Here is a 26,438-nt window from a genome sequence, read left to right on the forward strand (position 1 = left end):
TCCTGCGCTTTGGCCATCGCAGCATGTCAGTTTGACGAAGAGGTTTAAGCCCCATGACAGCCGACGCGCGCGCGCTCAGTAATCCTTCGATACCCTGACGTTGAGGCTTTCCTGGCCGATGGTTGACATCGTGCCCAAGAGCGCGAGCCAGCGGGTGATGCGAAACTCCACCGTGGTTGCGTTATAGCCCGCGCCATCGGTGATGAGTTCGACGAAAACGCGCCGCCCCAGATACTTGCCCACGGCGATGCTGGTGCCCGTGCCGACCGTGGGATCGCCGCCGACAATGCGCAGACGATCAAGCCCGATGGCCGAGCGCAGCTTGTTGATCGGATCCAGTCCGCTGCCGCCGCGCAGCGAGGCAAGTGCCGATGCCAGTTGCACCGCCTCCGGCGCAGAGATCTGGGTAATCGAACTGCCAAACAGGATACGGCTCAGCAGTTCCTCCTCTGGCAGGGCAGGTGTTGAGGTGAAGGAGATGTTGGGCTTCATGCCCGTGCCGGTTATCGCAATCTTGGCGGTAATGTTGTTGGCCTCGCCTTCAGCCAGAATGTCGAGCTGGGGGTCAACCGGCACTTCACCGGCAAAGCGGATGCGCCCGCGTGTCAGTTCGAAACGTCTTCCGGCAAACTCATATCCCCCGCGCACGAGATCGGCCGTGCCCATGATCTGGGGCGCTGCCGTGGTGCCGCGCAGGCGGATGTCGGCGCCCCATTCGCTGTCCAGCCCCAGCCCGCGCACATTAATGCGGTTTTCTCCGGCGGCATCGATCATGAACTTCCATGGCGTTGCAGGCACGCGCGGCGGCGCGGCATCGGCTGGCGCATTGATCTCGCGCCGCTTGATGTCGGGCAGTTCGCGCGCAGCGGCGGCCTGACCAAGCGCCCAGCGCGCCGTTTCGATGTGCACGCGCCCGGCTATGGTGCCGCCAACTCCGCTGCTGAGAATGCGCAAGGGGCCGGTCACGGTGGCGCCCATGTCATCGCGGTTGATGACCAGCGCGTTCTGCGCCGAGAGCCGGAGGTCTATCGCCGGGCCATGGTCCGAAAGTTCTGCGAGACCAATCGTGCCACTTCCAGCAACCCTGCCGCCATTCGGCGTGACAGCACTGAGACGCGCCAGTTGCAGGCTGGAATCGGTAAAGGTTCCAGCAACGGACAGATCGCGCAGGTCGGTTCCCGTCAGTGTGCTTTGCAACCGCAAGGCCTTGGCAGACAGCGCACCGCGCATCTCCGGCGCGGAAATCGTGCCCGAAATGTCGGCCGTAAGCCCCAACTGTCCGGTCAGATCAAACAGTTCCACGCCTGTGAGCCGCCAGAGCGCTTCGGCCGCGCCGGCATAGCGCAACTGGCCGGCCAGCCGCCCTGCCTCAAGCCGGTCCATCAGTCCGCCACCGCGCGGCAAATCGCGCACCTGCATCTGCAAGCGGCCGCGCACTTCGCTGCGGTCGCGGATCACGCTGCGCAGTTGCAGTGCGTCGGGATCAAGCTGTGCCACCAACGCCACGTCCACCGGTCGCGAGGTGAGGATAAGGCCGGAGCGTGAAAGCCCCCGGACCATCAGGGCGGCACGGCCCGATGGTGCGCCCTCGCCATCGTTGCGGTATTCGACCACGCCCGATGCCACGCCGCCCAGCCCCAGATCGGCCACCACGATATCGATCACCGAAAGCGGCATCCGCGAAAGTTGCACCTTCACATCGGTCAGCCCGCCCAGAACGTGGCCTTCCGCAATCAGGATACCGCGCCCGAAACCGATCTGGGTTGGCGCAAGCCGCCATCCTGCGCCTTCCACGTCGCGTGTCAGCACCGCGCGACGGGGCATGCTGACCTGCCGCCCGGCATAATCGCCCGCGATATAGGCGATGACCTGATCGGGCGAGAACGCCGCCGTTCCCTGAAGGCTGAAGCGGGTTCCCCGCCGTCCCGAAACCGAAGCCGTGACCGAACCGCTGCCATCCTGGAGATAGGCCGCTGCGGCCAGCCGTCCGATGAAGACCTTGCCCAGGCCAATGCCTTCGGCCAGCAGGTTGCCTTCGATCGTGGACTGTCCATTGCGGATCAGTCCTTCGCCATCGATGCGGGCGTTGCCGATGGAAATGGTGCGGTCGCCGCCGAAACGGGCATTGCGCGCGGTCACATCGGCATCGAAGCCCTGCCCGCCCTCGCGCGGGGCAAGCGCGATCGCTCCGCCAAGCCCCCCGCCAGCCAGCGTGATCTTCCCGGTCACGCCATCCTCACCGAAGGTCATGCTGCCACCAAGATCGGTTTGCCATACCCGGAACTGCTCGATCTCGACCCGCGCACCTGCGCCGGGCGGCATGAACAGGCCAAGCGTTCCGCTGAACGGCCCCAGCGCCGATTGGCCGCCGGTTTCGATACGGAAACCTTCGGGCACGGGTGAAAGCGCCACGCGCACATCCTGCAAGCCCGCCGCGGGCAAGGGCCGGGCAAGCACCAGAACGGCATTGGGCCCTTGGGGCGTGATCCCTGCTTCCACCGTGAAGGGGCCATAATCGGCGTGACGCCCGCTGCCCTTGAGCGCGCCTGTCCCGCCCGGACGCATCATTCCATCCAGCGCCATCTCAAGCTTGTGCGAAGAGATGCTGGTCTTGCGGAATGTAAAGGGCACGCGCTCGCCCAGCGCCAGCCCCCCGGCAAACCGGATGCCGCCACCGGTGAGGCTTTCCAGCGTCCCGTTGTCGATCCGGGTCATCCGCCCGGCAAGGTTTGCCTGAACCGACCAGGGCACACCATCGCCGATCTTGAAGAGGATCTTGGCCGTGCCATCCACCGCACCAAGATCAGGGACTACCAGCCCTCGCGCAACGACCGGACCGGCAAGGGCATAGCCCCCGCGCGCCATGTCTGCCCGCAGCGCAAGCCGCGCGCCAAGGCCCCTCGATGCAAGCGTGAGGTCATCGGAAACCAGCCGTGCGCCTTCAAATGCCAGCGTGCCACCAATCCGCGCGCCCATGAGCGGGGCATCGACCATGGCATCGCCCGTCACCACCCGCTCGGCACGCAGGTTCAGCGGCAGCATCAAGCGCTTGCCGTTCCAGCGCGCCTCGCCAGAAGTGACCAGCCCGGTGGCATCAAGGCTGCCCAGCTTCAACCGCCGCGCGGTGATACGGTGCTTGATCGCAAGGTTATTGAAGGCTCCGTCAAGCTGCGCTTCAAGCGCCAGACCTTCCAGTTCGGGCGTGTCCAGCAGCCGTTCGGGCCGGGTGATCCGGGCATTGATGCCAAGACCGCGCGCCTCGTTGCGGGCAAGGTCGATTCTGCCCTGCACAGCCGCGCCAAAGGCATCTCCGGCCAGGCGCAAGCGGCCATCGAAAGCGTTTTGCACAAAGGTGCCATCGTAAAGCACCGAGAGCGTCTGCCCCACTGCCTGCCCGGCCACGCCGTCAAGCAGCTTTCCCGGCCATGCCTGGCCCGCCACGCGATACTGCCCGGCCCGGTTCGCCAGTTCGAAGGCCGCCAGCCTGCGGCCATCCTGCGCGGCATAGGCAATGCCATCCCAGTGTGACCACCCGCCCTTGCCCAGCACGCGTGCGCGAATGTCCGATTGCGCACCCATAAGCCCGGCAATCACGCCGCCCTTCGGCGCATCATAGATCAGGCGCAGGTCAAAACGGTCGCGGTCTGGTTCGGTATCGAGCCTCAGCACGATCCGGTCCGATCCGCCAAACCGCCCGTTCATGTCCACCAGCGCACGGCCTGCGCGAATATTGGCGCGCGCCAGCACATCGACCCGGCGCTTCTGGCCGGCAATGGCCTCGACCACGGTGAGGTTGTCGATCTCGAAGCGATCGATGCGGATATCGAAGTCGGGAAGTATGGGCTGATCGGTGTCCTCGCCCTGACGCAGCCGGGGGGCACGGCGCAAGGTGCCCCGGTGCAGCGAAAGCCTGCGGATATCGAGGCCGCCGCGCAGCCAGTTGGCCGGGCGCCAGTCAAGCCGGGCCTCAGGCACTGTCAGGAACACGCCTTCAGGATCGCTTACCCGCACATCGCGCAGCCGCGCCGAACGATAGATCGAACCCTCGATCCGGCCGATCTCTATGCGCAGCCCGGATTCGGGCGCAAGCGCGGCGATGCGATCGGCAACAAGCCGGTGCCCCAGCGGCGAATCGAGCACGACCAGTGCTGCTGCCAACAGCGCGGCTGCGGCCAGCAGCAGGATCGCCAGCCGTCGCAGCGCACCGCGCCACCACTGGCCCTTGGGCCGGGCAAGCGGTGCTTGCGGGAGCAGATCAGACGGCTGATCCATCAGAAAGCCTGCCCCAGTGCAACATAGACACCGATCCGCGCATCGCCGCGCGACGGATTGAGCGGCGTGCCCACATCGATGCGAATGGGGCCGAAGTTCGTTTCATAACGGATGCCAAGCCCGGCGCCGACCTTGATATCGCGCAGACGCGGCGTGGCCGTGGTATCAACGGCCCCGGCATCGACGAAAGGCACCACACTGATCGCGCCTGCCATCAGACCGGTCTTGACCCGCGCTTCCAGAGAAAACTCGCTCAGCGCCCGTCCGCCGCTTGGCTCGCCGAAGGTATCGCGCGGGCCGATCAACTGGAAACCATAGCCGCGCACCGATCCGCCGCCGCCCGCATAGAGCCGCCGCGAAGGCGCGATATTGTCGATCTGCGTGCCAAGGATCGTGCCGAAACGCACCCTTCCGGCAAGAACCAGCTTCTCGCTCACCGGATTATAGTAGCTCGCATCAAGCTGCATCCGGGCATAGCTGGACCGGGTGCCATCCTGAACCGATATTTCGGGCGAAACCCTCAGGCCGAGACGGAAGCCGGTGGTGGGATCAAGCAGATTGTCGCTGCCATCAAATGCCGCGCGCAGCGGCAGGGCGCCGATGAAATAGGTTTTGCGTGGCAGGTCTGCGCGGATCGCCGCGGCATCGCGCTCGCTGGTGGCAACGGCTTCGAAGCCCGCCGCAAAGACCCACGGCTTCTGGAACAGGAGCGTCGTCTGCCGCTCAAGCCCGCCGGTAAACGATACGGTCCGGGCCTGATAGGCGGTGTTGTTCTGATAGCGGGCGAACAGATCACCGATCAGCACAAGATCGCGCATCAGGAAGTTGTTGCGCCGCACCGTCAGCCCGGCAAGCTGTTCCTGCGTGCCTGCCACGGCCCGCGCGCGCACCATGCCTTCGGGGGGGAAGAAGTTGCGGTGTTCCCAGCTCCCCACGACGCGGAAACCTTCGCCGCTGGAATAGCCGACCAGCCCGGCCAGAGTGCGCAGCGGCGCCGGGGTCAGCCCCACTTCGACATCAACCACGGCCGGGGCTTCTCCGGCTCCATTCGCGCTTGGCGTTTGGTCATTGACCTCGGCCTTGCGGGTATCAACCGTCAGGGTGGATACCAGCCCCGTGGCGAGGATGGCCCGCCGCAGATCATCGAGTTCGGAGCGCTTGAAACGCTCGCCCGGCCGGAACCGCGCGATGCGTTGCAGATGCTTCCCGCTCAGGAAATCCTCTCGCGAGGAAATGACCTTGCCGAAGACGTGCACCGCACCGGGCGTCACCGGCAGGGTCAGATCGCCTTCGCGCCGTTCGTGATCGATCAGCAGGTCCGGCTCGCCCACCTTGGCAAAGGCATAGCCCTTCTCGCCAAGCGCGGTTTCCAGATTGAAGCGCTCCTCCACGATCCGGTCGGCGTTTACCGGCTCGCCGGGATTCAACCGGAACGCCGCGCGCAGGTCGGGATAGTCGGGCCCGGTTCGCTCCAGATCGCCAAAGGCAAACTGGCCAAAGCGATAGAGCGGGCCGGGCTGGATATCGAACCGAACCACCACTTTGCCGGGATCGATCGGACCGCCTCCTGTCGTCGCACCAGTCTCGGCATCGGCGCCATTGCCCAACCCGGCAAGCGACTGGAACACACTGGCATCATGATAGCCCACCAGCCGCAGGATTTCCTCAAGCAGTTCCCGATCCGTGCGGGCACGGCGCACGATCTGGGCAAGATTGTCATCGTCGCCGTCATAGGTCTTCAGGCTTGAAAGCCCGGCAAACCGGCTGACGATATCGTCGCGGCTGGCCACCGGCTCCGCGCCGCGCGGAAATGCAAGTTGCACGCGCCGCCCGACTTTCACGATGTCGGCATCGACATGGCGCACGTTCCTTGCGCTGTCGGTTTCCTCCTGCCCCGGCAAGGCTTCCACCGCAGATTCGGTGGCAAGCTGCGCCGCCTCGATATCGGGATCGGGCGAAAGAGGTTCGATCTCCGGCAACTCACTGCCGTTGGGCTGTGCCAGCGTCATTCCGGGAAGATCGGCCATCGGGCTATCGGCCTCGATCTCGGAAACTTCCGCCTCGCTCGGAGCGCCGCTTCTTGCCGCGTCGGTATCAAGCGCCCACGCTTCGGGGTTTTGCACCGCCGCGTCGGGAATCAGCGCTTCCAGTTCCGGGTCGGCATTCAGCGATTGCGCCCTGGCTTCAGGGCTGGCGCTGCCGGCAAGCAGCAGGGCCAGCGCGATGACCCGGATCAGCGCTCCGTCAACTGTGCGCGTAGCGCTCCTGCGCGCCGTGCACGCCGTCCTTGAGGCCGCCTTCGACGCCGGTCTCGCCATCGCCGCGAGTGCGGCGAAGGGCTGCGGCCCGCTCGATCGCATCGGCCTGTTCAGCAGGTTCAAACCGTTCCCAGCCATCGCGGCCCAGTTTCTCCATCGGCCGGAAGCGCACCTTGTATTGCATGCGCTCCGACCCTTCGACCCAGTAGCCGAGATAGACATAGGCCAGCCCCACGCTGGCCGCCCGCTGGATATGGTCGAGGATGATGAAAGTGCCAAGTCCGGAGCGCGTTTCGTGTTGTGGGTCGTAGAAGCTGTAGATCATCGAAAGCCCGTCGCCCTGCTCGTCGGTAAGGCAGGCACCGACCAGCCTTCCCGGCGAGCCGTCAACCGTCGGCTCCCTGTATTCGATTACGTAACTCTTGACGGGCGTGTGCTCCACCATGTCGGCAAAGTCCATTTCATCCATGGACGCCATCCCCCCGCCGGGATGCCGCACGGCCAGATAACGCTGCAACAGCGCGAACTGTTCCGGGGTGGACCAGGGCTTGCAGACATTCACCACAAGATCGCGGTTGCGCTTCCAGATCCGCTTCTGGGTGGCAGAAGGCCGAAACTCCTCCGCCACGACCCTTACCGAAACGCAGGCCGCGCAATCGACGCAGCTGGGCCGGTAGGCAACAGTCTGGCTGCGGCGGAACCCGATGCGGCTGAGCGCATCGTTCAGTTCGCCAGTGTTCGGCCCCTTCAGTTCGGTAAAGACCTTCCGCTCGCTCCGCCCCGGAAGATAGGGGCAAGGCGCGGGACTGGTCACGAAGAAGCGCGGGAAGCGAACGGGGGCGGTCACGACTTTGCGATGGCTCCTCACGACAGACTGTCTGTCATGTCAGCAACAAACATGCCCCAGCGCAGCCAATCGTAAAAGCCCCTTAACCATGCCACTGTGCACAATTTTGCGACCTGCCTCCACCGGAATGGCGCAAATGTTGCCCGGCGCGGAATTGGTGCGATTACAGGACACCGCGCGCCGCAAAAGTTAACGCGCCACGCGGTTCCATGGCATCAGCCCAGTTCGACCTGCTCCAGATCATAACCCTTGGCGCGCAGGCCCGCCACGAGCAGGTCGATCTGCTCGCGGTCTCGCGCTTCGCACTCGATCTCGGCGGTCAGCCCCTTGGCGGGCAGCGAGGTGAAGATGCGCTGGTGCCAGACCTCAAGGATGTTCACCTGATAGCGGTTGAACTCTTCCACCACCTTGAACAGGGCGCCCGGCCGGTCTTGCAGGGTAATGCGAAGGCGGCCCAGCCGCCCGGAGCGCGCAAGATCACGCAGCAGCACATTGGCAAGCAGGCGCGTGTCGATATTGCCCCCGCACAGCACCACGCCCACCTTGCGCCCGGCAAAGCGCTTGCGATGCGTCATCACCGCGGCCAGTCCGGCCGCACCTGCACCTTCGACAACCGTCTTTTCAATCTGCAACAGCAGCGCCACGGCGCTTTCCAGTGCGGCCTCGCCCACCAGCACCACATCATCGACGATCTGCGCCAGAACCTGCGAAGTGAACTGCCCCGGCTCCTTCACGGCAATGCCTTCGGCCAGCGTATCACCGCCGCAGGGCAGATCGAGATGCTTGAGCTTTGCATACATCGACGGGAACAGTTGCGCCTGAACGCCGATCAGCCCGATGCCCGGCTTTATCCCGCGCGCCGCTACGCCCATGCCCGAAAGCAGGCCGCCGCCGCCGATGGGCACCACCAGCGTCTCGATATCGGGCGCGTCTTCCAGCATTTCCAGCGCCACGGTGCCCTGCCCCGCCGCCACGCGCGGGTCATCGAAGGGGTGAACGAACGTCAGCCCCAGTTCGCTTTCCAGTCGGCGGGCATGGGCATAGGCTTCGTCGAAGGTCTCCCCTTCCAGCACTACCTTTCCGCCCACGGATTCGGTCTGCATGACTTTCACTGTCGGGGTGGTGCGCGGCATGACGATCGTCACCGGCATCCCCAGCCGCGTGCCGTGATAGCTCAGCCCTTGCGCGTGGTTTCCGGCCGAGGCCGCAATCACGCCGCGTGCGCGCTGCTCTTCATCAAGCTGCAACAGCGCGTTGAGCGCACCACGTTCCTTGTAGGCAGCGGTGAACTGATGGTTCTCGAACTTGATCCAGATGTCCGCGCCGGTAATCGCGCTCAGCGTCTTGCTGTACATCGTGGGCGTGCGCACCACCTGCCCGGCGATACGCTCTGCTGCGGCCTGCACATCGGCAAAGGTGAGAAGGGCATGGCCCTGCCCGGATTGTGGCTGACCTGCGGTCCTGAGCGCTGCGTTTTCCATCCCCTGCGCCCTAACGGAAAGCGCCCCGCAAGAAAACCTCTGTGTCCGCTGTCTGCGTGCAATCCCCGCGCCTAGCGCGCCTCGGTGCGCTCGATCACTTGCCGGAACAGGGCGACAGGCACGAATGCGGCAAGAATAGCCACCGAATCCGCCGCCCAGTCGCGCCAGTCCGAAGTCCGGTTGAGAGAGGGGATCGCCTGCACCAGTTCGATTCCCGCCCCCACCAGCGCAAGCCACAGTGCCAGCCTCAACAGCGGCAGACGCGGCCAGCCTGCCCCTGCCAGCCCCGTCAGCACAAAGAAGGCCAGCATGTGCTGCACCTTGTCGCCCACATCCAGACCGGCCAGCTTCGGGGGATGCGGCAGCACTGCCATGACCAGCGCGAAAGCCAGCGCAGGCCAAAACGCATAGCGCGCCATTCGCGAGGCGATGGGAACCATCTGCATCATGGACCGGCTCTATCCCCCACTGCGCCAATGCTGGCAACCCGCACACCGCAAGCCTGCGGTCTGGAAACGCCGTTGCCGGGGCTGGCACTGGCCCGCAAACCGGATATGAAGCAAAGCATGACCGAACAGACCCCCACTGCCGCCGCAGAACCCTTCACGCCGCGCAACGTCTCCTTCCTTGGCCTTGGCACCATGGGCGGGGCCATGGCCCGCCATCTCGGCAAGGCTGGCCATCACCTGACGATCTACAACCGCAGTCCTGCGCGGGCCGAAGCGTGGCAGGCAGCCAATCCCGGCCTTGCCCGGCGCGTGGCGGCAAGCCCTGCCGAAGCCGCCGAAGGGGCCGATGTGGTGATTACCTGCGTCGGCAACGACGATGACCTCGCTGATGTGGTGCTCAGCCCCAACGGGGTCTTTTCCACGCTGCGGCGCGGCGCGCTCTATATCGACCATACCACTGTCTCTGCCCGCATTGCCCGGCAGATCGCGGTCGAAGGACGCGACAGGGAACTGCTCTGCGTCGACGCGCCGGTCACGGGCGGGCAATCGGGCGCGGAAAGCGGCACGCTTGCCATCATGTGCGGCGGCAGCATGAAGGCTGTCGATGCCGCCCGGCCGATCCTTGCCGCCTATGCCAAGCGAGTGGTCCATGTGGGCAAATCGGGCGCAGGGCAAACCGCCAAGATGGCCAACCAGATGTGCATTGCCGGAACGCTGGCGGGCCTTTCCGAAGCCATCCGCTTTGCCCAGATCGCCCATCTCGATCTCGACCGGGTGTTCGAGGCAATCTCCGGCGGCGCGGCGCAATCGTGGCAGATGGACAACCGCTTTCACACCATGGCGAAGGACGAGTTCGATTTCGGCTTCGCGGTTGACTGGATGCGCAAGGATCTGGGCCTTGCCATCGAAGAGGCACGCAATCTTGGCGCGAGCGTACCGGTGACGGCGCTGGTCGATCAGTTCTATGTCGATGTGCAGGCCATGGGTTACGGCCGCGAAGATACGAGCGCGCTGATCCGCCGCCTGCCCCGCCGCACCCGCAAGGCATGACCATGCGCAGAGGATCACTGGCCGGGGCCGCTATGGCCGCCCTGCTGCTTGCAGCCGCGCCTGCCGCCCTCGCCGATACGCTGGTCGATAACGTGCGCGGTGTTACCATCGGCAAGGCGGGCGAAGTCGAACGCTTCAATGCCCTGCTGTTTGACCAGGTCGGCGTGATCCAGCGCGTGATCCGCGAGGGCGAAAAGAAGCCGCGCCCGCGCAAGGACTATCAATACCGCGTCGATGGCAAGGGACGGGTCATGCTGCCGGGCATGATCGATACCCATGCCCATGTGATGGGTATCGGTTTTGGTGCGCTCAGCCTTGATCTGTCGGAAACCCGTTCGCTGGCAGAGGCACTTGCGCTGATCGGCAAGTTCGCCGCCGAACATCCCGAACGGCCGTGGATCATCGGCCGGGGATGGAATCAGGAGGCGTGGAAGCTAGGGCGCTTCCCCACCGCCGCCGAACTCGATGCCGTGACAGGTGATCGCCCCGTCTGGCTTGAACGGGTCGATGGACACGCAGGCTGGGCCAACAGCGCCGCGCTCAAGGCTGCCAGCGTCACCGCCGCCACGAAAGACCCTGCGGGCGGCAGCATCGATCGCGGCACGGATGGCGCACCGCTGGGCGTTCTGGTCGATACAGCAATGGAGCTTGTCGCCAAGCGCCTGCCCGCGCCGCGCGCCGAAGACCGCGATCTGGCCTTCGCCACAGCGCAAAGGCTGCTGTTCGAACGCGGGGTCACGGCGGTTGCGGACATGGGCACCACGATCGAGGACTGGCAGACCTATCGCCGCGCGGGCGATGCCAACCGGCTCTATGTCCGCATCATGGCCTATGCCGCAGGGACCGACCAAATGACCCTGATCGGTGGCCCCGGCCCCTCGCCGTGGCTCTATCAGGACCGTCTGCGCCTCAATGGCGTCAAGCTCTATCTCGATGGTGCGCTTGGCTCGCGCGGGGCATGGCTCAAGGCGCCCTATGCCGATGCCCCCACCACGCGCGGCCTGCCGCAGTTGAGCGAGACCCAGCTTGGCAACATGATGAGCCGCGCCGCCATGGACGGATTCCAGATCGCCGTTCACGCCATCGGCGATCGGGCCAACGCCGCACTGGTAGATACGATCATCGACCTTTCAAAGACCTACAAGGGCGATCGGCGCTGGCGGATCGAACATGCCCAGATCATCGATCCGGCCGATTTCGAGAAAGTCGCGCGCAGCGGAGCGATTGCCTCGATGCAGCCCGTGCACCAGACATCGGACCGGATCATGGCCGAAGCGCGTCTGGGGCCCGATCGTCTGGCCGGAGCCTATCCTTGGAAATCGCTGAAGTCTGCGGGCGTGCGCCTTGCCTTCGGTTCGGATGCTCCGGTCGAACGCCCTGATCCGTGGGAGGGTCTCGCTTCCGCGATCAGCCGCCAGGGGGCAGACAACCAGCCGCCGGGCGGATGGCAGCCGCAGGAGCGCCTCCCCCCTGTCGAAGCTCTAGCCGCCTATACCGCTGATGCCGCCTTTGCCGGATTTGCGGAAGAGCGCTTCGGCCGCCTTGCCCCCGGCATGCGGGCCGATTTCGTGCTGGTCGATATCGATCCGCTCACCGCAAATCCGGCACAGCTGCGCGCTGCAAAGATCAGCGAAACATGGATTGGCGGGGGGCTGGTATGGTCCGCCGACAAGGCAGTTCAAACCATAACGGATTCAAAGCGTTGACACTTGCATGACAACAGGTTTCAAAGCACGCCGACACTATCGGTGTCGCGGAACCAGCCCTCTCAAACCGGTTTCGCCGGGCCTTCCGGCCCGATCTTGCTTCCACGGAAACGGGGGCTTCGGCCCCCGTTTCTTCATTCGCGGCTGTCGATGATCGGTGGCTTGCCGCTAGGGCAGAAGGCGTGTTTCAGCATTGGCCGGCTCGGCATCGCCTTCTTCGGCGCGGCGCTTCGCATCGGCCCTTTCGGTAAAGCGCATCAGCAGCAGCGTCCCTTCGAAAAGGAACAGCAGCGGGATTGCGAGCATCAACTGCGAAATCACATCGGGAGGCGTTGCCACCGTTGCCACCGCAAAGATTGCCACGATCACATAGCGCCGCGCCACAACGAGTTGCGCGCGGCTCACGATTCCCGCGCGGTTGAGCAGCATCAGCAGAACCGGCAGAAGAAAGCTGATGCCGAAGGCAAGAATGAACTGCATCACGAGGCTGAGGTAATCCCCCGTCCCCGGCAGGGCCTCCAGTTGCAGCCCGCCCTTGTTGCCTTCAAAACCGAGGAACCATTTGAACGCGGTGGGCATCACGATGAAATAGGCAAGGCTTGCCCCCGCCGTGAACAGGATGGGCGTGGCAAACAGGAAGGGCAGAAATGCCTTCTTCTCGCGCGCATAGAGCCCCGGCGCCACAAACGCCCAGAGCTGGTTGGCAATGATCGGGAAGCTCACGAAAAAGGCCGCGAACATCGAAACCTTCAGTTCTACGAAGAACGCCTCGTAAAGCTTGGTGTAGATCAGCCTTCCCTGCCCCGGCGGAAAGGCATGGACCAGCGGGCGCGCAAGGATGGCAAAGATGTCGTCGGCAAAATAGAAGCAAACCACGAAAGCTGCCAGAAGTGCATAGACGCACCGCAGCAGCCGGGTGCGCAGTTCAAGCAGGTGGTCAAGCAGCGGAGCCTGCGTCTCGTCTATATCCGAAATCACGGTTGCACGCCCCCGGTCGGCTTCTCTTCAGGCGGCATCGGCCCGACCATCACATCGCTGGAAAGCGGAGGATCGCCGGCCGTCCGTTCGATTGGCAGCGGAACAGGAAAGGGATCGTTCTGGTCAGCCGCGGCTTCGCTTGTCTGGCCTGCGGAAGCCGCTGCTTCCTGCTGCGCGGCGGTCTCGCGCATGATGCGCTCGTTCTGCTCCCTCCACTTGCGCTCCATCTCCTCCATTTCCGCCTCGCGGATCATGGTTTCGATGCCTGAGCGGAAGTGGTTCGACATGCGCCGCATCTTCGCCACCCAGCGGCCTGCCGTGCGCAGCGCCATGGGCAGGTCTTTCGGGCCGATCACCACAATCGCCACGATGACCAGCAGCAGCAGTTCGGACGCGCCGATATCGAACACGGTCCTGCCGTCCTGTTTCTGCGGGGCTTACTGGGTCTGATCGGTTGGCGAGGGAGCAGCAGTCGGGGCCTGGGTCGCGGACGCAGGCGGAGCAGCGGGCGGTGTCTGCTGCTGGATCTGCGCGGGCGGCGGCGGGACCGGCTTGTTGTCCTCGTCGCTCATGCCTTGCTTGAAGCTTTTGATACCCTTGCCGAAATCGCCCATCATCTCGGAAATGCGGCCACGGCCGAAAAGGATCAGCACCACCAGCGCCAGCACGATCAGGTGCGGAAGCGAAAGACCACCCATGTCACAAACTCCTTTGCGCCCCATAGATAGGGACGGCGCGCCCCACTTGCCAGCTATTCCTGAACCGGCCGAACCGTAGCGTCACTCCGCTTCGTCTGCTTCATCCGGATCGGCAGCCTCCGTGTCCGCTTCCTCGCCCCTCGTCAAGACGGCAAAGGCTTCCTCCACGGGATCGAGCAGCCCGGCCGCGCGCAATTCCTCGATCCCCGGCAGATCGCGCCGCGATTGCAGGCCGAAGTGGGTCAGGAATGCGGGCGTTGTGGCATAGATCGTCGGCCGTCCCGGCACCTCGCGGCGGCCCGCAATCCGTATCCATCCTGCCTCCAGCAACACGTCGAGCGTGCCCTTGGCGGTCTGGACACCGCGAATGGCCTCTATCTCGGCGCGGCTGACCGGCTCGTGATAGGCAATGATCGCCAGCGCCTCGGTCGCCGCGCGCGAAAGACGGCGCGGTTCTTCCTTCTCGCGGCGCAGCAGGTGCGCAAGGTCGGGCGCGGTCTGGAAATGCCAGCGGCCGCCCCGCTCCACCAGTTCCACCCCCCTGCCCGCATAGGCTTCGCGAAGCTGGTTGAGGGCGGCATCTATCGCCGCGCCGCCCAGATGCACCGAAATCTCCTGCGCGGTCATGGGCTGCTCGGCAGCAAAAAGCGTCGCCTCGACTGCGCGTTCAAGCTCGTCGGGGACGCTGTTCATCGCGCAGCCCGCAGCATCAGGGGGCCAAAGGCATGATCCTGTGCGATCTGAGCCTTGCCCTGCTTGGCCAGTTCCAGTGCTGCCAGAAAGCTGGAGGCAAGCGCGGATTTGCGCAATTGCGGGTCGGCGTCCAGCGGGAGGAACGCGCGCAGATCGGTCCACTCCACTGCCACTCCAAGCATCCTTGATACGCGTGCCAACGCCGCATCCAGCGTCATCACCGCCCGTTCGCGCACCATGTGGACCACCGGACGGTTGCGCTGCTTGATCGCGCCATAGGCCTGAATCAGGGTAAAGAGATCGCACGTCCACAAGGCCCTGCGATCAACCCGCAGCCCTTCGGGCGCGCCGCGCAGGAAAACATCCCGCCCCACCCGATCGCGCGCCATGAGCCGCGCCCCTGCCTCGCGCATGGCACCCAGCCGTTGCAGCCGCAACTGGAGCTTGAGCGCCAGTTCCTCAGGACTGGGTTGCACTTCCGGATCACGCGGCAGAAGCAGCAGGGACTTGAGATAGGCAAGCCACGCCGCCATGACCAGATAATCCGCCGCCACTTCCAGCTTCAGCGCCTTGGCCCGCTCGATATAATCGAGATACTGGCCAACCAGTTCAAGGATGGAGATTTTCCTGAGATCGACCTTTTGCCGCCGCGCGAGTTCCAGCAGCAGATCCAGCGGACCTTCCCAGCCATCCAGTTCAAGATAGAGCGCAGCATCGCCCGTGGGCGCAGCACCAATGCCTTCCCACGCCTCATCGCCGTCAAACAGGCCGGGCGAGGCAAGGTCAGCCATCAGGCAAGCTCCAGCAGCTGATCACGCCGGGCAAGCAGGGCTGCCTGATCCGAAATATCAATCGCCCCCTCGAACGCCAGCGTTCCTGCCAGCGCCCGCTCAAGCCGCGCTGCCGTTTGCGCGCTCATCGGGCTCAGGCCCTTGGCAATGCCCACCATGTCGTCCATTCTGGCCCAGCAGTTGAGCGCGATATCGCACCCCGCGGCCTGCGCGCGCACGGCGCGTTCGGGCACCGAACCGCCCAGTGCCTGCATGTCAAGGTCATCGGTCAGCAGCAGCCCGTCAAACCCGATGGCCTTGCGGATGATCTCATGAATGACGAAAGGCGAAAGCGTTGCAGGATTTTCCGCATCCCAGGCGGTGAAGCGCAAGTGCCCGGTCATGGCAATCGGCGCATCGTTCAACGCCCGGAACGGGGCAAGGTCCAGTTCCAGTTCCTCGGCCGAAGCCGTGACCAGCGGCGTCTCCTTGTGACTGTCGACCAGCGACCGCCCATGCCCCGGCATGTGTTTGACCACGCCGGCAATTCCGGCGCGGGCCAGCCCGTCAAGCGTCGCCCGGCCAAGTGCGGCCACCCGCAGCGGTTCCGATCCCAGCGCACGATCGCCGATCACATCATGCGCACCGGGCTGACGCACATCGAGCAGCGGCAGACAGTTCACGCTGATTCCGGCTTCGGCCAGATCCAGCCCCAGCGCATGGGCATTGGCCCGTGCCGCCTCGATTGCGCTGGCAGGAGCCAGATCATAGAGCTGGTCGAACCGTTCACCGGGCGGATAGGCCGCCCATACCGGGGGCTTCATCCGGGCAACGCGTCCGCCTTCCTGATCGATGCAGATGAAGGTGCGGGTCCGGCCATGGAGCGCGCGCAGATCATCGGTCAGACGCCGCAACTGCTCCCGGCTTTCGATATTGCGGCCGAACAGGATATAGCCCGCAGGATCGGCATCGCGGAAAAAGGCGCGTTCGTCCTCGGTCAGGACAGGGCCGGACAGTCCGAAAATTGCAGGCAGCATCATGCCCGAATCGCCCAGCATCAGGCGTTTTGCAAGGGCACCGGGTCTGATCGCCGGGGAAAAGGCAGTGCGCTGCACCGCCATGCGCGATCAGATGCCGATGCGGGCGTTCAGCGCTTGACCTGACACTTGAGGCCGCCTGCCTGAAGCCTGCGGCACAGTGCTTCGGCGGCGGCCGGATCGGCCGCCACGGCCTGCAAGCGATAGACGGTGCCGATATCCGCCCTGCCTTCGATCACGCGGTGCGACAGCCCCTTCAGCGCCTCATGGTTGACCAAAAGCTTCTGCCAGCCAGCCTCTGCGGATGCGCTGGACGAGAACGCACCGACCTGCACGCCCACACCGCCAGCAGCAGAAGCCGGAGCCGCAGCCGCTGTGGCCAACGAGGAGGCAGACGACGAGGCCCCCGGCTTTGGCGCAGGACTGGACGCAGCAGCCGGCACGGGCGAGGCTGATCCGGCAAGGTTCGCTGCCGGCTTTTCGCCCTGGCTGACCTTGAAGCTGGAATCACCCGTTCCGGCAAAGGTCTTGCCGCCCGGATCGGTTGGGGCGACCTTGTAGGGCGTCTTGCTTGCTTCGATCAGGCTGCCATCGGCATTGGCCGGGCCTGCTGTCCGGTTGCTGGCATACCAGATTCCCCCGATCAGCGCGGCGAGCACCACCAGCCCCAGCACGGCAAAGCCGACAAGGCGCAGATTGCCCGAATCTGCCTCGGCATCTTCGTCGTCATCGGCGCTTTCAAGCCAGGGCAGCCGGTCCTCATCGCCAAGCGCAAGGCGTCCGGCCGCAGCATCAACCACCGCGGTTTCCGCTGTTTCGCGCACCTCGGCAAGATCGTCCGCCACGTCAAGCGGCGGCATGGCACCGGGCTGGAGCACCGTCTTGCTGTTCCAGTCGTTGTCTTCACCCTCGCCGTGCATTTGCCCTGCCCCTACCCTTCAATCCGTGGCGTCAAAGTTCTTCAGCGGCCTCAACACCAAGCAGCGCAAGACCGTTGCGGATTACCTGCCCGATTTGCGCAGCAAGGAAAAGGCGCGCTGCGGTCAAAGCGGAGTCATGTGCCACAATGAAGCGCTTCTCCGGGCGGTCATTGCCGAGGTTGTAGTAGGAGTGGAAAGCCGAGGCGAGATCGTGGAGGAAGAAGGCAATGCGATGCGGCTCGCGCGCCACGGCTGCCGCCTCGACCGTGCGCGGGAACTGCGCGGCCAGCTTCACCAGCGCCAGTTCCTCGTCCCCCAGCAAGGCAAGGTTGGCATCGGAAGGCGCAAAGCTTTCCTCCGCGCCCTTGCGGATATTGCGGCAGATGCGTGCGTGGGCATACTGCACATAGAACACCGGATTGTCCTTCGATGCCTCGACCACCTTGGCAAAATCGAAGTCCATCTGCGCATCGGGTTTGCGGGTGAGCATGGTGAAGCGCACCACGTCCTTGCCCACTTCGTTCACCACATCGGCCAGTGTCACGAAAGTCCCGGCGCGCTTCGACATTTTCACGGGCTGGCCATCACGCAGAAGCTGCACCATCTGCACCAGCTTCACCTCGAAGGGCTTTGGCGTGCCGCCATCCGCGCTGGTCAGCGCCGCAACGGCAGCCTTGATCCGCTTCACCGTGCCGGCATGGTCCGCGCCCCAGATATCGACCAGCGCATCGGCCGACTGCGCCTTCTGGAAATGATAGGCAAGATCGGCACCGAAATAGGTCCATGCCCCGTTCGACTTCCTGATAGGACGGTCCTGGTCGTCGCCGAACCGCGTCGAGCGGAACAGCGGCAGTTCCACCGGCTCCCAGTCTTCCGGGGTCTTGCCCTTGGGCGCCTCAAGCAGCCCGTCATAAACAAGGTCGTGCGCACGCAGCCAGGCTTCGGCGGCATCAACCTTGCCCGAAGCCTGAAGCTCCGCTTCGGACGAGAAAAGATCATGGTGGATGCCGAGCGTCGCAAGGTCCGCGCGGATCATGTCCATCATGGCCGCAACAGCGCGGGTGCGAAACAGGATCAGCCAGTCTGCTTCGGGAGCCTTGACATAAGCATCGCCGAACTCGGCGGCCAGCGCCTTGCCCACGGGCACAAGATAATCGCCGGGATAAAGCCCTTCGGGAATCTCGCCCACGTCCTCGCCCAGCGCCTCGCGATAGCGGATATGGACCGAACGGGCGAGCACGTCGACCTGCGCCCCGGCATCGTTGACGTAGTATTCCTTGATGACCTTGTGCCCGGTGTAGGCGAGCAGGTCGGCCAGAGCATCACCCACCACCGCACCACGGCAATGGCCCATGTGCATGGGCCCGGTCGGGTTGGCCGAGACATATTCGACGTTGACCACCTTGCCCCCGCCCATCTGCGAACGGCCGTAATCGGCGCCGCTCTGCGCGATGAGCGCCAGTTCCCCGCGCCAGGCATCATCGGAAAGGCGCAGGTTGATGAACCCCGGCCCGGCAATCTCGGCCGAAGTGACGCGGGGTTCCTTTTCCAGCTCGGCCACGAGAGCGCCCGCCAGTGCGCGGGGGTTGGTGCCCGCGGGCTTGGCCAGCACCATGGCAGCGTTGGTGGCAAGATCGCCGTGCGCGGGATCGCGCGGCGGCTCGCACGTGACAGCGCCGCGCGAAAGCCCAGCGGGCAGCGTTCCCGCTGCCTCAAGCGCATCAAGCGCGGCATCGATAACCCGAGCAAAGTCGGCGTGAAGGTTGATCCGGGCGTCAGTCATGCCCGCGCGGTTAGCCCAAGTGCACGGCAAGGGAAAGGGCGCCGACGGAAATCCCCAAGCGCGGCCTTACTTGCGGACGTTGTGCTGCAACTGCGCTTCGGTCAACTGAAAGCCGACCAGCAGCTCGAAACTGGCTCTGGTCAGCGCGGCCTTCACATCGGGCTGCGAGAAGGGATCGATGGCGGCGTCCTCGTCGCCGGCACGCCGACGGCGCGACAGGCGCTTGACGATGTCTTCGGGCAGCGATGCTTCTGCCTTGTCGACATAGGCCGCCGCCTGCGCGCGGCCCGTGGCACGCGCCTGCCCGTCGGCAAAATCGATCACGACCGTGCCGATGCGCTTGGCCACCACCGCAGTGCCGCCGCGCACGACAGTGGAAAAATAGGTAAGGGTCACACGCCGGGCACCGCGCGTGTCGGTGCGCCGCGCCAGAACGTCGAAACTGGCAACAGAATAGAGCCGCTCGCCATCCGTGCACTGCGCACGCAGGTTGGTGATGGCCGCTTCCACATCGATCGCAGCCGAATCGGTGCGCTTGGGGTCGGAGAAGAGGGTGACTTCGCCGGTGTAATCGGGAATGCCGACGCGCGGACAAGGGTCGCGCAGGGCCGTGACGCCCACCGCATTGTCGACCACCAGTTCGCCACGCTTGCTTCCGCAGCCGCCCAGCGCAAGTGCTGCCAGCAATGGCACGGCCAGCAGCGGCGCGCCCCGCAAGGCCCGGCGCAGGGCGGGATGGCGGGCGGATGCGTTCATGGGCACTCAATCCTTGATCTTCGACGCGGCACGGGAAGGGCCGCCTTGCGGGCAACCTCTAATCGGCGCAACCGCTTTCGGCAATGGCAGTGGCGCGCGCTTGCTGCTAAGTGCAGCGCCATGAACGCCAGCTTGCCAGACACCCTCGCCAGCGGGGCCGGAGCCGATGCCCCTGCCCTGCGCCTGCTCATTGCCGCACCGCGCGGTTTTTGTGCCGGGGTGGACCGCGCGATCGAGATCGTCGAGCGCGCACTCCAGCGCTATGGCGCGCCGGTCTATGTTCGTCACGAAATCGTTCACAACCGCTTCGTGGTCGATGGGCTGAAGGCCAAGGGCGCCATTTTCGTCGAGGAACTGGATCAGGTGCCGGACGGCGCGCCGGTGGTCTTTTCCGCGCACGGCGTGCCCAAGGTCGTTCCCCAGGAAGCAAGCGAGCGCGGGCTTGACTGGCTGGATGCCACCTGCCCTCTGGTCAGCAAGGTTCATCGTCAGGCCGAGCGGCAGGTCGAAGCCGGGCGGCACATCCTGTTCGTCGGCCACAAGGGGCACCCCGAAGTGATCGGCACGATGGGTCAGGTGCCAGAAGGCAGCATCACGCTTGTCGAAACGATCGAGGACGTTGCGAAGCTGTCGTTCGGACCGGAACAGCCGCTCTCGTTCCTCACCCAGACGACGCTCTCGGTCGATGACACCGCAGACATCGTTGCTGCGCTGCGGGCAAAGTTCCCGCACATCGTAGGCCCAAGGGCGGAAGACATCTGCTATGCCACCTCGAACCGGCAGGCCGCGGTCAAGGCAATTGCGGGGGAATGCGATCTGCTGCTGGTGATCGGTGCGCCGAACAGTTCCAATTCGCTGCGTCTGGTCGAAGTGGCCGAACGCATGGGCACCCGCGCCCGCCTGATCCAGCGTGCGAACGAGATCGATCCGGCATGGCTCGATGGTGTAGGCACTCTGGGGCTTACGGCAGGTGCCTCGGCGCCTGAACTTCTGGTGCGCGAAGTGGTCCAGAAGATTGGGGAAATGCGCCGCATCACCGAGGAAACGGTGACGACCGCCGAGGAAAAGATGGTATTCAAGCTGCCGCGCCAGCTGATGGACTGAAGGCGGCGGAAAATGGCGGTCTATACCCAGATCGGCGCGGAAGAAATGGCCGCGCTCATCGCGCAGTTCGATGTCGGCACGCTGGTTTCGGCCAAGGGCATCGCCGAGGGCGTTTCAAACTCGAACTGGCTGTTGGAAACAACCGGCAAGGATGGAGCGGGCGCGCGCTTCATCCTGACGATGTACGAGTTCCGCATCGAGATTGCGGATCTGCCCTATTTCCTCTCGCTGCTTGATCATCTGGCGGCCAGAGGCTGTCCGGTGCCACGCACGATCCATGATCGCGAGGGCGCGCTTTACCGGATGCGCGGTGACAAGGCGCTGGCCCTGATCGAGTATCTGCCCGGCGTTTCGGTGAGCGAGCCAACGGTATCGCAGGCGCGTGCAGTGGGGGCAGCGCTGGCGCAAATGCACATGGCGGCCGCTGATTTTTCGGGCAGGCGCGCAAATGGCATGGGTCTTGATGAATGGCAGCGGCTGTTCCGCGCCTGCGGCCAAGATGGCCTTGCCTCGATCGACCCGCAATTGCCTGGACTTGTGGCGAGACACTTGCCGAAAGTCGTGGCGGCATGGCCCGCCGATCTGCCGCAGTCGGTGATCCATGCCGATCTGTTTCCAGACAACGTGCTCATGCTGGGCGACACGGTCACGGGGCTGATCGACTTCTACTTCGCCTGCAACGATCTCATGGCCTATGACGTGGCCGTGACGCACGCGGCCTGGTGCTTCGATGCCACGGGGCAGCATTTCAACGGGGCACTCTCGCGGGCGCTGCTTCAGGGTTATGAAGCGGTGCGGTCGCTTTCGCAGGCCGAACGTGCAGCGCTGCCGCTGCTGGCGCAGGGAGCGGCTCTGCGCTTCACCTCAAGCCGCGCATTCGACTGGCTGAACACGCCCGCCGATGCGCTGGTCACGCGCAAGGATCCCATGGCCTTTGCCCGCAGGATCGAGTTCTACGCAGCCAACCCCGGCGTTTTCGATGCGGACGCTGCGGCGTGAAGCATGTGGAAATCTTCACCGATGGCGCCTGCAAGGGCAATCCCGGCAAGGGAGGCTGGGGTGCCCTGCTGCGCATGGGCGAACACGAAAAGGAGATGGCCGGGTCCGAACGGGAGACGACCAACAATCGCATGGAACTGATGGCGGCGATCCGCGCGCTCGAAGCGCTGAAGCAACCCTGCCGCGTGACGCTTCACACCGACAGCAAATACGTGCTCGACGGGATCACCAAGTGGGTTTTCGGCTGGCAGAAGAAGGGCTGGAAAACCGCTGACAACAAACCGGTGAAGAATGAAGACCTCTGGCGGGCGCTGGTCGATGCGGCGCGGCCACACCGGATCGAGTGGGTCTGGGTGAAGGGCCATGATGGCCACCCCGAAAACGAGCGGGTGGACAAACTGGCCAGCGATGCAGCAATTGCGGCCGAATGCAGGACCAGCAGCCCGTTCCAAAGCTGAAATGCGGGGTGGCAAGCAGCAGAGCCGCAAGCCCCGCTCAACGCACTCCGCACGAGCAGCGCCCGCTGTGCATCAGCCACAGGCGGGCGCCGCCGGGAATGCCTATTCGACCGTGGTATCGACCACTTCCGCCGCCGGACCGTTCTTCTTGATGGATTCGATCGCGTTCTTTGCGCTGGCCTTGCTCGAATAGCCTTCGGTCCAGAACATCGTTTCGCTGTTGTAAACGAAATAGGCGACAAACTCGCCCGCCTTGTTCTTGCGGATTTCAAAACGGTGCGCCACGGCATCCTCCTTCAGGGTTAACGATTCCCTGACAGCAATCTAACACCGCAAACGGCCGCGTCTCGTGCAAACTTGCACCGTTCAGGCTGAAAAGCGCGACGGGCAATAGTTGGAGGCATCGATCGCTTCGGTCAAACCGTCGCGCGGCAAGCCCAGCAGAAGCTGCGCTCCGAGGCGAGCAGCGGCGGGCGCGGTCTGGATGCCGAAGCCGCCCTGCCCTGCAAACCAGAACAGGCCGGGCACCGCCGGATCGAAACCATAGACCGGCAGCCGATCCGGCGCGAACGAGCGCAGCCCCGCCCAGCGCCTTTCCACCGCCTCGATCTTCCAGTCGACGACATGCTCGAACCGGTCGATGGCGATGGCCACGTCCAGTTCCTCAGGCGCGGCATCGCCCGCCACATCCGGTATCTCGTCGTGCGGAGAAAGCCACAGCCGCCCGCCCTGCGGCTTGAAATAGAAGTCCTCGTTGATGCCCAGCACAAGCGGAAGATCATCGGCAGGAGCAGGATCGGTGCGCGCCTGCACGATCGTTCTGCGCAGGGGCTGGATGCCCAGCGGCTCGGCTCCCGCCTTGGCGGCGAGCGCGTCGGCCCAGGCACCCGCAGCATTCGCAAGGATGGCGGCGCGCGCCTCGCCACCGGTTTCGCCCGCCCCCCATGCAATCCGCCAGCCTGCCCCCTCGCGCTCGACCTGCTCAACCCGCGCCCGCACGCGCAGCACTGATCCCGTGCGCCTGGATGCCGCCAGATAATGCTGGTGCAGCCCCGCCACATCGATATCGGCGCATTCCGGTTCCCAGATGCCGATGACCCATTCCGGCCTGAGGCCGGGAATACGCTCGTCCAGCGCGCTCCGGTCCATCAGGTGAAGGGTGGCTCCCAGCGCTTCATAGGTGGCGATAAAGTTCCCGATCCGCTCGCGGTCGGCTGCCTGCCCGATGTTCAGCGCGCCGCGCGGCGAGAGGAAGCCGCCCTCGCGCAGGAACCGCCCCGATGCCATCGTCAGCGGGACAACGCCCGGACCGCCATAGGTTTCCTCCCAGAAGGCAGCAGAGCGCCCGGTGGTGTGGTAGCCCGGTGTATCCTCCGCCTCGACCAGCAGGACGCGGACATGCGGCGCGCATTCGGCGGCAAGGCTGGCTCCCGCCATCCCCGCACCGATGATGGCGACGTCGAACTCTCCGGCAAAACTGGTCATTGCGGCGCGGGCTCTTCCATTACGGGGGCAAGCCGGTCAAGGAAATCGTCGATCGTGCGCATGACCTTGTCGCGCACGGGATCAGCCTCGCGCAGAAGCTCGTGCCGGGCCTCGCGCCCCCAGACGACAAGCTGCGCGCGCGGCAGACGCCGTGCGGCGCGCTCTATCGCCTTGGCCGAAACGAGCCCGTCGTATCTGGCCGCCAGCAGCAGGACCGGCTGCTTCACCCCCTCCAGCACGCCCGGCGCATCCATGGCGAGCATCGACGCATAGGCCCGTTCGACCCAGCGCCATGATCCCGGCCCCATCGCCAGAAATGGACGCACGCGCTTCCAGTGCGTCTCATCGTCATAGCGCGCCTCGTCGTGGGTCAGCAGGGTATTGCGCGCGGCGGCTGTGGTGCCAGGCTTCTCGCTGATCTTCCATGCCATGCGTTCGGGATCACCGATTCGGCACATCACCTGCGCCACCAAGTGCAGCAACCGATTCGGTCCCGGAGTGAGAAATCCGAGCATCGGCGCGCTCAGCACCACGGCCACAGGGTTAATGCGTTGCTCGGCCACGGCGCGCAGCACGATATGCCCGCCCATGGAATGCCCGACCACGACATGGGGCGCGGGAGTCTCCTGCGTCCATGCGTTCCAGAAGGCGGCAAGGTCGTCCAGCCAGACGGAAAAGTCGCTGACGTGGCCCGTATCGGGATGCGCGGAAAGCCTGCCAGAGCCAGCCTGCCCGCGCCAGTCAAGCGCGGTGACGCGCCATCCTTCATCATGCCAATGTTGTAATGATTCCAGATACTTTTCGTAAAAATCCCCTCTGCCCGGAAGGAACAGCAACGATCCGCGCGGCGCCGGCCGAGTGCCCACGGAACCGGCGTTGTCATCGCCCGGCCAGTCTATCCGGCGGATCGCGTGCCCATCAGGCGCAAGCCATTGTCCTTCTCTCGCCTCAGCCGGAATCGCCCTGCGATCGATCGGCGGCACTGCACTGTGATCCATGCCCAGAGGTCTTGCTCCTGCGCGCTGACGCGCCAAGGTTTGGTTACTTTTTGGTAAGTGATTGTCCCGTATGCCCGGAGGCATGCAAGGAAACGTCTTCGTTTACGGACTGGCCGGGGCATTGGCAATCGCACTGCTGATTGCTGCCTTCACCGATATCCGTCGTCGCCAGATCGACAACTGGCTCAATGCCGCCATCGCACTGGGCGCGCCCGCTTGGTGGTGGGCATCGGACCTTTCGCTGTGGCCGGACGTGGCCATGCAGCTTGGTGTGGCGGCGCTGGTCTTCGTGGCTCTTGCGGGGCTTTTCGCGCTCAAGCTGATGGGCGGCGGCGACGTGAAGCTGCTTTCGGCGCTGGCCTTGTGGATTCCCCCGATGGCGTTCCTCAAGCTGCTGCTGGTCATGTCGCTGATCGGAGGCGCGCTCACCGTGGTGATGGCCATGTGGCACTTCACTGTGACCCGCCGCCGGGACGCCAAGATTCCCTATGGCGTGGCCATCGCCAGCGCAGGTTTGATTACGCTGTTCCCGCAGCTTGAAGCGGGATGGCGCACGGTCACGGGAGCATGATCGCAAGGGCCGCAACCGGCTCGTTGGACGCATAGCACATATTTTAACCAATTTGCCCGACACATGCGGGCCGGACTTCAGAGGGCGGGACAAGTAGTCATGGACAAGAGGAAGCTGATGCTGCTGCTGGGGGCGCTGATCGTTGCGGTCGGCACGGCCTTTGCTGCAAGGAGCCTGTTCGCCGGTGCGGCCACGCCTCAGGCCGAAGCGGCGGCCAAAGTGCCGATGGGGCCGAAGGTGCTTGTCGCGCAGCGCGCACTTCCGATCGGCACGATCATCACGGCCGATTCGATCAACTTCCAGCCCTGGCCCAAGGACATGGTGCAGGACGCCTACTTCGTTGAAGGCGAGGCCGACATGCAGAAGCTCCTTGGCACGGTGGTGCGCAATCCCATCACCGCTGGCGAACCCGTGACCAAAGGCAATCTCGTGGCCCCCGGCGACCGAGGCTTCCTCGCCGCGGCGCTTGGCCCAGGCATGCGCGCGGTCACGATCCCGGTTTCGGCCCGCACCGGAGTGGCCGGCTTCGTCTTCCCCGGCGACCGCATCGACCTCGTGCTGACGCAGACGGTCAAGAGCGGCAACGAAAGCATGTCGCTCAAGGCGTCTGAAACGATCCTGAAGAACCTGCGGGTTCTTGCGACCGACCAGTCCACCGAGCAGGTCATGGTCGAAGGAAAGACCCAGGTCCGCGCCTTCAGCACCGTCACCCTCGAAGTGACACCCAAGATCGCCGAGAAGATCGCCGTTGCTCAGACCATCGGCACGATCAGCCTCTCGCTGCGCTCGCTGGCCGACAATTCGGCGGAACTGGAACAGGCGATTGCTTCGGGTGACATCAAGATCCCGGCCGGTGCGACCAAGCAGCAGGAAGAAGCCCTGCTCAAGCAGGCGATGAGCCGCCCCGTCGAAAGCGCCAAGGCCAGCTTTGTCACCGGTGGCGATGTCTCGCGCTTCCAGCGCACAACGGTGCCGCCCGTCAGCGCACCCGGAGCAGGCCCGGCGCCCGCCATGGGTGGTGCAGCTCCCCAGGTTGCCGTGAATGGCGCGCCGATCATCCGCGGGCCGGTTGTCCGCGTAACCCGCGGCAAGGAAACCGAAAACGTCGCGCTGGGAGGGAAGTAA

Annotated in this window: 24 protein-coding genes; 7 read left to right on the forward strand and 17 right to left on the reverse strand. The window is 64.8% G+C overall.

All coding sequences use genetic code 11. The features are described from left to right. Positions 1–75: 75 nt before the first annotated feature. The 5 genes from DKM43_RS15235 to DKM43_RS15255 all read right to left on the reverse strand — a co-directional run bounded on the left by DKM43_RS15235 (position 76) and on the right by DKM43_RS15255 (position 9,307). Entirely contained in the window at positions 76–4,272 is a 4,197-nt protein-coding gene (locus tag DKM43_RS15235; protein WP_109799361.1) for a translocation/assembly module TamB domain-containing protein, read from the reverse strand. Further along, complete coding sequence (locus DKM43_RS15240) at positions 4,272–6,590, reverse strand: autotransporter assembly complex protein TamA (protein WP_109799362.1); 2,319 nt, start codon at positions 6,588–6,590, stop codon at positions 4,272–4,274. The genes DKM43_RS15235 and DKM43_RS15240 overlap by 1 nt, the downstream gene beginning before the upstream one ends. Further along, positions 6,517–7,377: an arginyltransferase gene (locus DKM43_RS15245; protein ID WP_109799363.1), complete on the reverse strand. Its 861-nt coding sequence runs from the start codon at positions 7,375–7,377 to the stop codon at positions 6,517–6,519. Before DKM43_RS15245 ends, DKM43_RS15240 begins: the two co-directional genes overlap by 74 nt. A 215-nt stretch (positions 7,378–7,592) precedes the next feature. Next, the gene (locus DKM43_RS15250) at positions 7,593–8,858 is read right to left on the reverse strand and encodes a threonine ammonia-lyase (RefSeq protein WP_109799364.1); all 1,266 of its coding nucleotides are present in this window, start codon (positions 8,856–8,858) and stop codon (positions 7,593–7,595) included. 71 nt (positions 8,859–8,929) lie between these two features. Further along, on the reverse strand, positions 8,930–9,307 hold the full coding sequence (locus tag DKM43_RS15255) for a VanZ family protein (protein WP_236632621.1): 378 nt from the start codon (positions 9,305–9,307) through the stop codon (positions 8,930–8,932). Positions 9,308–9,424: 117 nt separating this feature from the next. Between DKM43_RS15255 and DKM43_RS15260 the strand changes: the two genes are divergently transcribed. Both DKM43_RS15260 and DKM43_RS15265 read left to right on the forward strand, forming a co-directional pair. Continuing rightward, complete coding sequence (locus DKM43_RS15260) at positions 9,425–10,357, forward strand: NAD(P)-dependent oxidoreductase (protein ID WP_109799545.1); 933 nt, start codon at positions 9,425–9,427, stop codon at positions 10,355–10,357. A gap of 2 nt (positions 10,358–10,359) precedes the next feature. After that, positions 10,360–12,063 carry an amidohydrolase gene (locus tag DKM43_RS15265; RefSeq protein ID WP_109799546.1) on the forward strand — a complete coding sequence of 568 codons (1,704 nt, stop codon included), beginning with the start codon at positions 10,360–10,362 and terminating at the stop codon, positions 12,061–12,063. 168 nt (positions 12,064–12,231) lie between these two features. On the opposite strand, the gene tatC is transcribed toward DKM43_RS15265, so the two are convergent. The 9 genes from tatC to DKM43_RS15310 form a co-directional block, all read right to left on the reverse strand. Beyond that, complete coding sequence (gene tatC / locus DKM43_RS15270) at positions 12,232–13,041, reverse strand: twin-arginine translocase subunit TatC (protein ID WP_109799365.1); 810 nt, start codon at positions 13,039–13,041, stop codon at positions 12,232–12,234. Then, entirely contained in the window at positions 13,038–13,451 is a 414-nt protein-coding gene (tatB, locus tag DKM43_RS15275; RefSeq protein WP_109799366.1) for a Sec-independent protein translocase protein TatB, read from the reverse strand. Before tatB ends, tatC begins: the two co-directional genes overlap by 4 nt. A 27-nt stretch (positions 13,452–13,478) precedes the next feature. After that, positions 13,479–13,739, reverse strand: coding sequence for a twin-arginine translocase TatA/TatE family subunit (locus DKM43_RS15280; RefSeq protein WP_109799367.1), 261 nt, complete (start codon positions 13,737–13,739; stop codon positions 13,479–13,481). A gap of 81 nt (positions 13,740–13,820) precedes the next feature. Beyond that, the gene (gene scpB, locus DKM43_RS15285) at positions 13,821–14,432 is read right to left on the reverse strand and encodes an SMC-Scp complex subunit ScpB (RefSeq protein WP_109799368.1); all 612 of its coding nucleotides are present in this window, start codon (positions 14,430–14,432) and stop codon (positions 13,821–13,823) included. Next, complete coding sequence (locus DKM43_RS15290; RefSeq protein WP_109799369.1) at positions 14,429–15,223, reverse strand: segregation and condensation protein A; 795 nt, start codon at positions 15,221–15,223, stop codon at positions 14,429–14,431. Before DKM43_RS15290 ends, scpB begins: the two co-directional genes overlap by 4 nt. Further along, positions 15,223–16,239, reverse strand: coding sequence for a beta-N-acetylhexosaminidase (gene nagZ, locus DKM43_RS15295; protein WP_109799547.1), 1,017 nt, complete (start codon positions 16,237–16,239; stop codon positions 15,223–15,225). The genes DKM43_RS15290 and nagZ overlap by 1 nt, the downstream gene beginning before the upstream one ends. Positions 16,240–16,349: 110 nt before the next feature. After that, a complete protein-coding gene (locus tag DKM43_RS15300) occupies positions 16,350–17,159 on the reverse strand; it encodes an SPOR domain-containing protein (RefSeq protein ID WP_109799370.1) in 810 nt (269 codons plus the stop codon). Positions 17,160–17,190: 31 nt separating this feature from the next. Next, a complete protein-coding gene (gene argS / locus DKM43_RS15305; protein ID WP_109799371.1) occupies positions 17,191–18,942 on the reverse strand; it encodes an arginine--tRNA ligase in 1,752 nt (583 codons plus the stop codon). A 66-nt stretch (positions 18,943–19,008) separates the two neighbouring features. Beyond that, on the reverse strand, positions 19,009–19,698 hold the full coding sequence (locus tag DKM43_RS15310) for a hypothetical protein (protein ID WP_109799372.1): 690 nt from the start codon (positions 19,696–19,698) through the stop codon (positions 19,009–19,011). Positions 19,699–19,818: 120 nt separating this feature from the next. Here DKM43_RS15310 and ispH point away from each other — a divergent pair, with 120 nt between their 5' ends. From ispH to rnhA, 3 genes are read left to right on the forward strand one after another with little or no spacing between them, the layout of a single operon-like run. Continuing rightward, positions 19,819–20,802, forward strand: coding sequence for a 4-hydroxy-3-methylbut-2-enyl diphosphate reductase (gene ispH, locus DKM43_RS15315; protein ID WP_109799373.1), 984 nt, complete (start codon positions 19,819–19,821; stop codon positions 20,800–20,802). 12 nt (positions 20,803–20,814) lie between these two features. Beyond that, positions 20,815–21,801 (forward strand): homoserine kinase, encoded by a 987-nt coding sequence (gene thrB / locus DKM43_RS15320; RefSeq protein WP_109799374.1) that lies wholly within the window; start codon positions 20,815–20,817, stop codon positions 21,799–21,801. Beyond that, positions 21,798–22,259: a ribonuclease HI gene (gene rnhA / locus DKM43_RS15325; RefSeq protein ID WP_109799375.1), complete on the forward strand. Its 462-nt coding sequence runs from the start codon at positions 21,798–21,800 to the stop codon at positions 22,257–22,259. The genes thrB and rnhA overlap by 4 nt, the downstream gene beginning before the upstream one ends. Before the next feature lie 102 nt (positions 22,260–22,361). Here the strand turns inward: rnhA and DKM43_RS15330 are convergent, their stop codons facing one another. From DKM43_RS15330 to DKM43_RS15340, 3 genes are all read right to left on the reverse strand, one after another. After that, positions 22,362–22,544, reverse strand: coding sequence for a YegP family protein (locus DKM43_RS15330; RefSeq protein ID WP_109799376.1), 183 nt, complete (start codon positions 22,542–22,544; stop codon positions 22,362–22,364). Positions 22,545–22,625: 81 nt separating this feature from the next. Beyond that, the gene (locus DKM43_RS15335) at positions 22,626–23,744 is read right to left on the reverse strand and encodes an NAD(P)/FAD-dependent oxidoreductase (protein ID WP_109799377.1); all 1,119 of its coding nucleotides are present in this window, start codon (positions 23,742–23,744) and stop codon (positions 22,626–22,628) included. Continuing rightward, positions 23,741–24,742, reverse strand: a complete 1,002-nt coding sequence (locus tag DKM43_RS15340; RefSeq protein WP_109799378.1) for an alpha/beta hydrolase — start codon at positions 24,740–24,742, stop codon at positions 23,741–23,743. Before DKM43_RS15340 ends, DKM43_RS15335 begins: the two co-directional genes overlap by 4 nt. Before the next feature lie 82 nt (positions 24,743–24,824). On the opposite strand from DKM43_RS15340, the gene DKM43_RS15345 reads away from it, so the two are divergent. After that, positions 24,825–25,313: an A24 family peptidase gene (locus DKM43_RS15345; RefSeq protein WP_236632622.1), complete on the forward strand. Its 489-nt coding sequence runs from the start codon at positions 24,825–24,827 to the stop codon at positions 25,311–25,313. A gap of 99 nt (positions 25,314–25,412) precedes the next feature. Continuing rightward, positions 25,413–26,438, forward strand: coding sequence for a Flp pilus assembly protein CpaB (gene cpaB / locus DKM43_RS15350; protein WP_109799380.1), 1,026 nt, complete (start codon positions 25,413–25,415; stop codon positions 26,436–26,438).

The organism is Novosphingobium meiothermophilum, from assembly GCF_003171715.1.
Lineage (GTDB): Bacteria > Pseudomonadota > Alphaproteobacteria > Sphingomonadales > Sphingomonadaceae > Novosphingobium > Novosphingobium meiothermophilum.

Coding starts and splice junctions, on each gene's coding strand:
- DKM43_RS15235 (WP_109799361.1), bottom strand. CDS start 4,272: ATGGATCAGCCGTCTGATCTGCTCCCGCAAGCACCGCTTGCCCGGCCC.
- DKM43_RS15240 (WP_109799362.1), bottom strand. CDS start 6,590: ATGGCGAGACCGGCGTCGAAGGCGGCCTCAAGGACGGCGTGCACGGCG.
- DKM43_RS15250 (WP_109799364.1), bottom strand. CDS start 8,858: ATGGAAAACGCAGCGCTCAGGACCGCAGGTCAGCCACAATCCGGGCAG.
- DKM43_RS15255 (WP_236632621.1), bottom strand. CDS start 9,307: ATGATGCAGATGGTTCCCATCGCCTCGCGAATGGCGCGCTATGCGTTT.
- DKM43_RS15260 (WP_109799545.1), top strand. CDS start 9,425: ATGACCGAACAGACCCCCACTGCCGCCGCAGAACCCTTCACGCCGCGC.
- DKM43_RS15265 (WP_109799546.1), top strand. CDS start 10,360: ATGCGCAGAGGATCACTGGCCGGGGCCGCTATGGCCGCCCTGCTGCTT.
- DKM43_RS15280 (WP_109799367.1), bottom strand. CDS start 13,739: ATGGGTGGTCTTTCGCTTCCGCACCTGATCGTGCTGGCGCTGGTGGTG.
- scpB (WP_109799368.1), bottom strand. CDS start 14,432: ATGAACAGCGTCCCCGACGAGCTTGAACGCGCAGTCGAGGCGACGCTT.
- DKM43_RS15290 (WP_109799369.1), bottom strand. CDS start 15,223: ATGGCTGACCTTGCCTCGCCCGGCCTGTTTGACGGCGATGAGGCGTGG.
- nagZ (WP_109799547.1), bottom strand. CDS start 16,239: ATGCTGCCTGCAATTTTCGGACTGTCCGGCCCTGTCCTGACCGAGGAC.
- DKM43_RS15300 (WP_109799370.1), bottom strand. CDS start 17,159: ATGCACGGCGAGGGTGAAGACAACGACTGGAACAGCAAGACGGTGCTC.
- argS (WP_109799371.1), bottom strand. CDS start 18,942: ATGACTGACGCCCGGATCAACCTTCACGCCGACTTTGCTCGGGTTATC.
- DKM43_RS15310 (WP_109799372.1), bottom strand. CDS start 19,698: ATGAACGCATCCGCCCGCCATCCCGCCCTGCGCCGGGCCTTGCGGGGC.
- ispH (WP_109799373.1), top strand. CDS start 19,819: ATGAACGCCAGCTTGCCAGACACCCTCGCCAGCGGGGCCGGAGCCGAT.
- thrB (WP_109799374.1), top strand. CDS start 20,815: ATGGCGGTCTATACCCAGATCGGCGCGGAAGAAATGGCCGCGCTCATC.
- DKM43_RS15335 (WP_109799377.1), bottom strand. CDS start 23,744: ATGACCAGTTTTGCCGGAGAGTTCGACGTCGCCATCATCGGTGCGGGG.
- DKM43_RS15340 (WP_109799378.1), bottom strand. CDS start 24,742: ATGGATCACAGTGCAGTGCCGCCGATCGATCGCAGGGCGATTCCGGCT.
- DKM43_RS15345 (WP_236632622.1), top strand. CDS start 24,825: ATGCAAGGAAACGTCTTCGTTTACGGACTGGCCGGGGCATTGGCAATC.
- cpaB (WP_109799380.1), top strand. CDS start 25,413: ATGGACAAGAGGAAGCTGATGCTGCTGCTGGGGGCGCTGATCGTTGCG.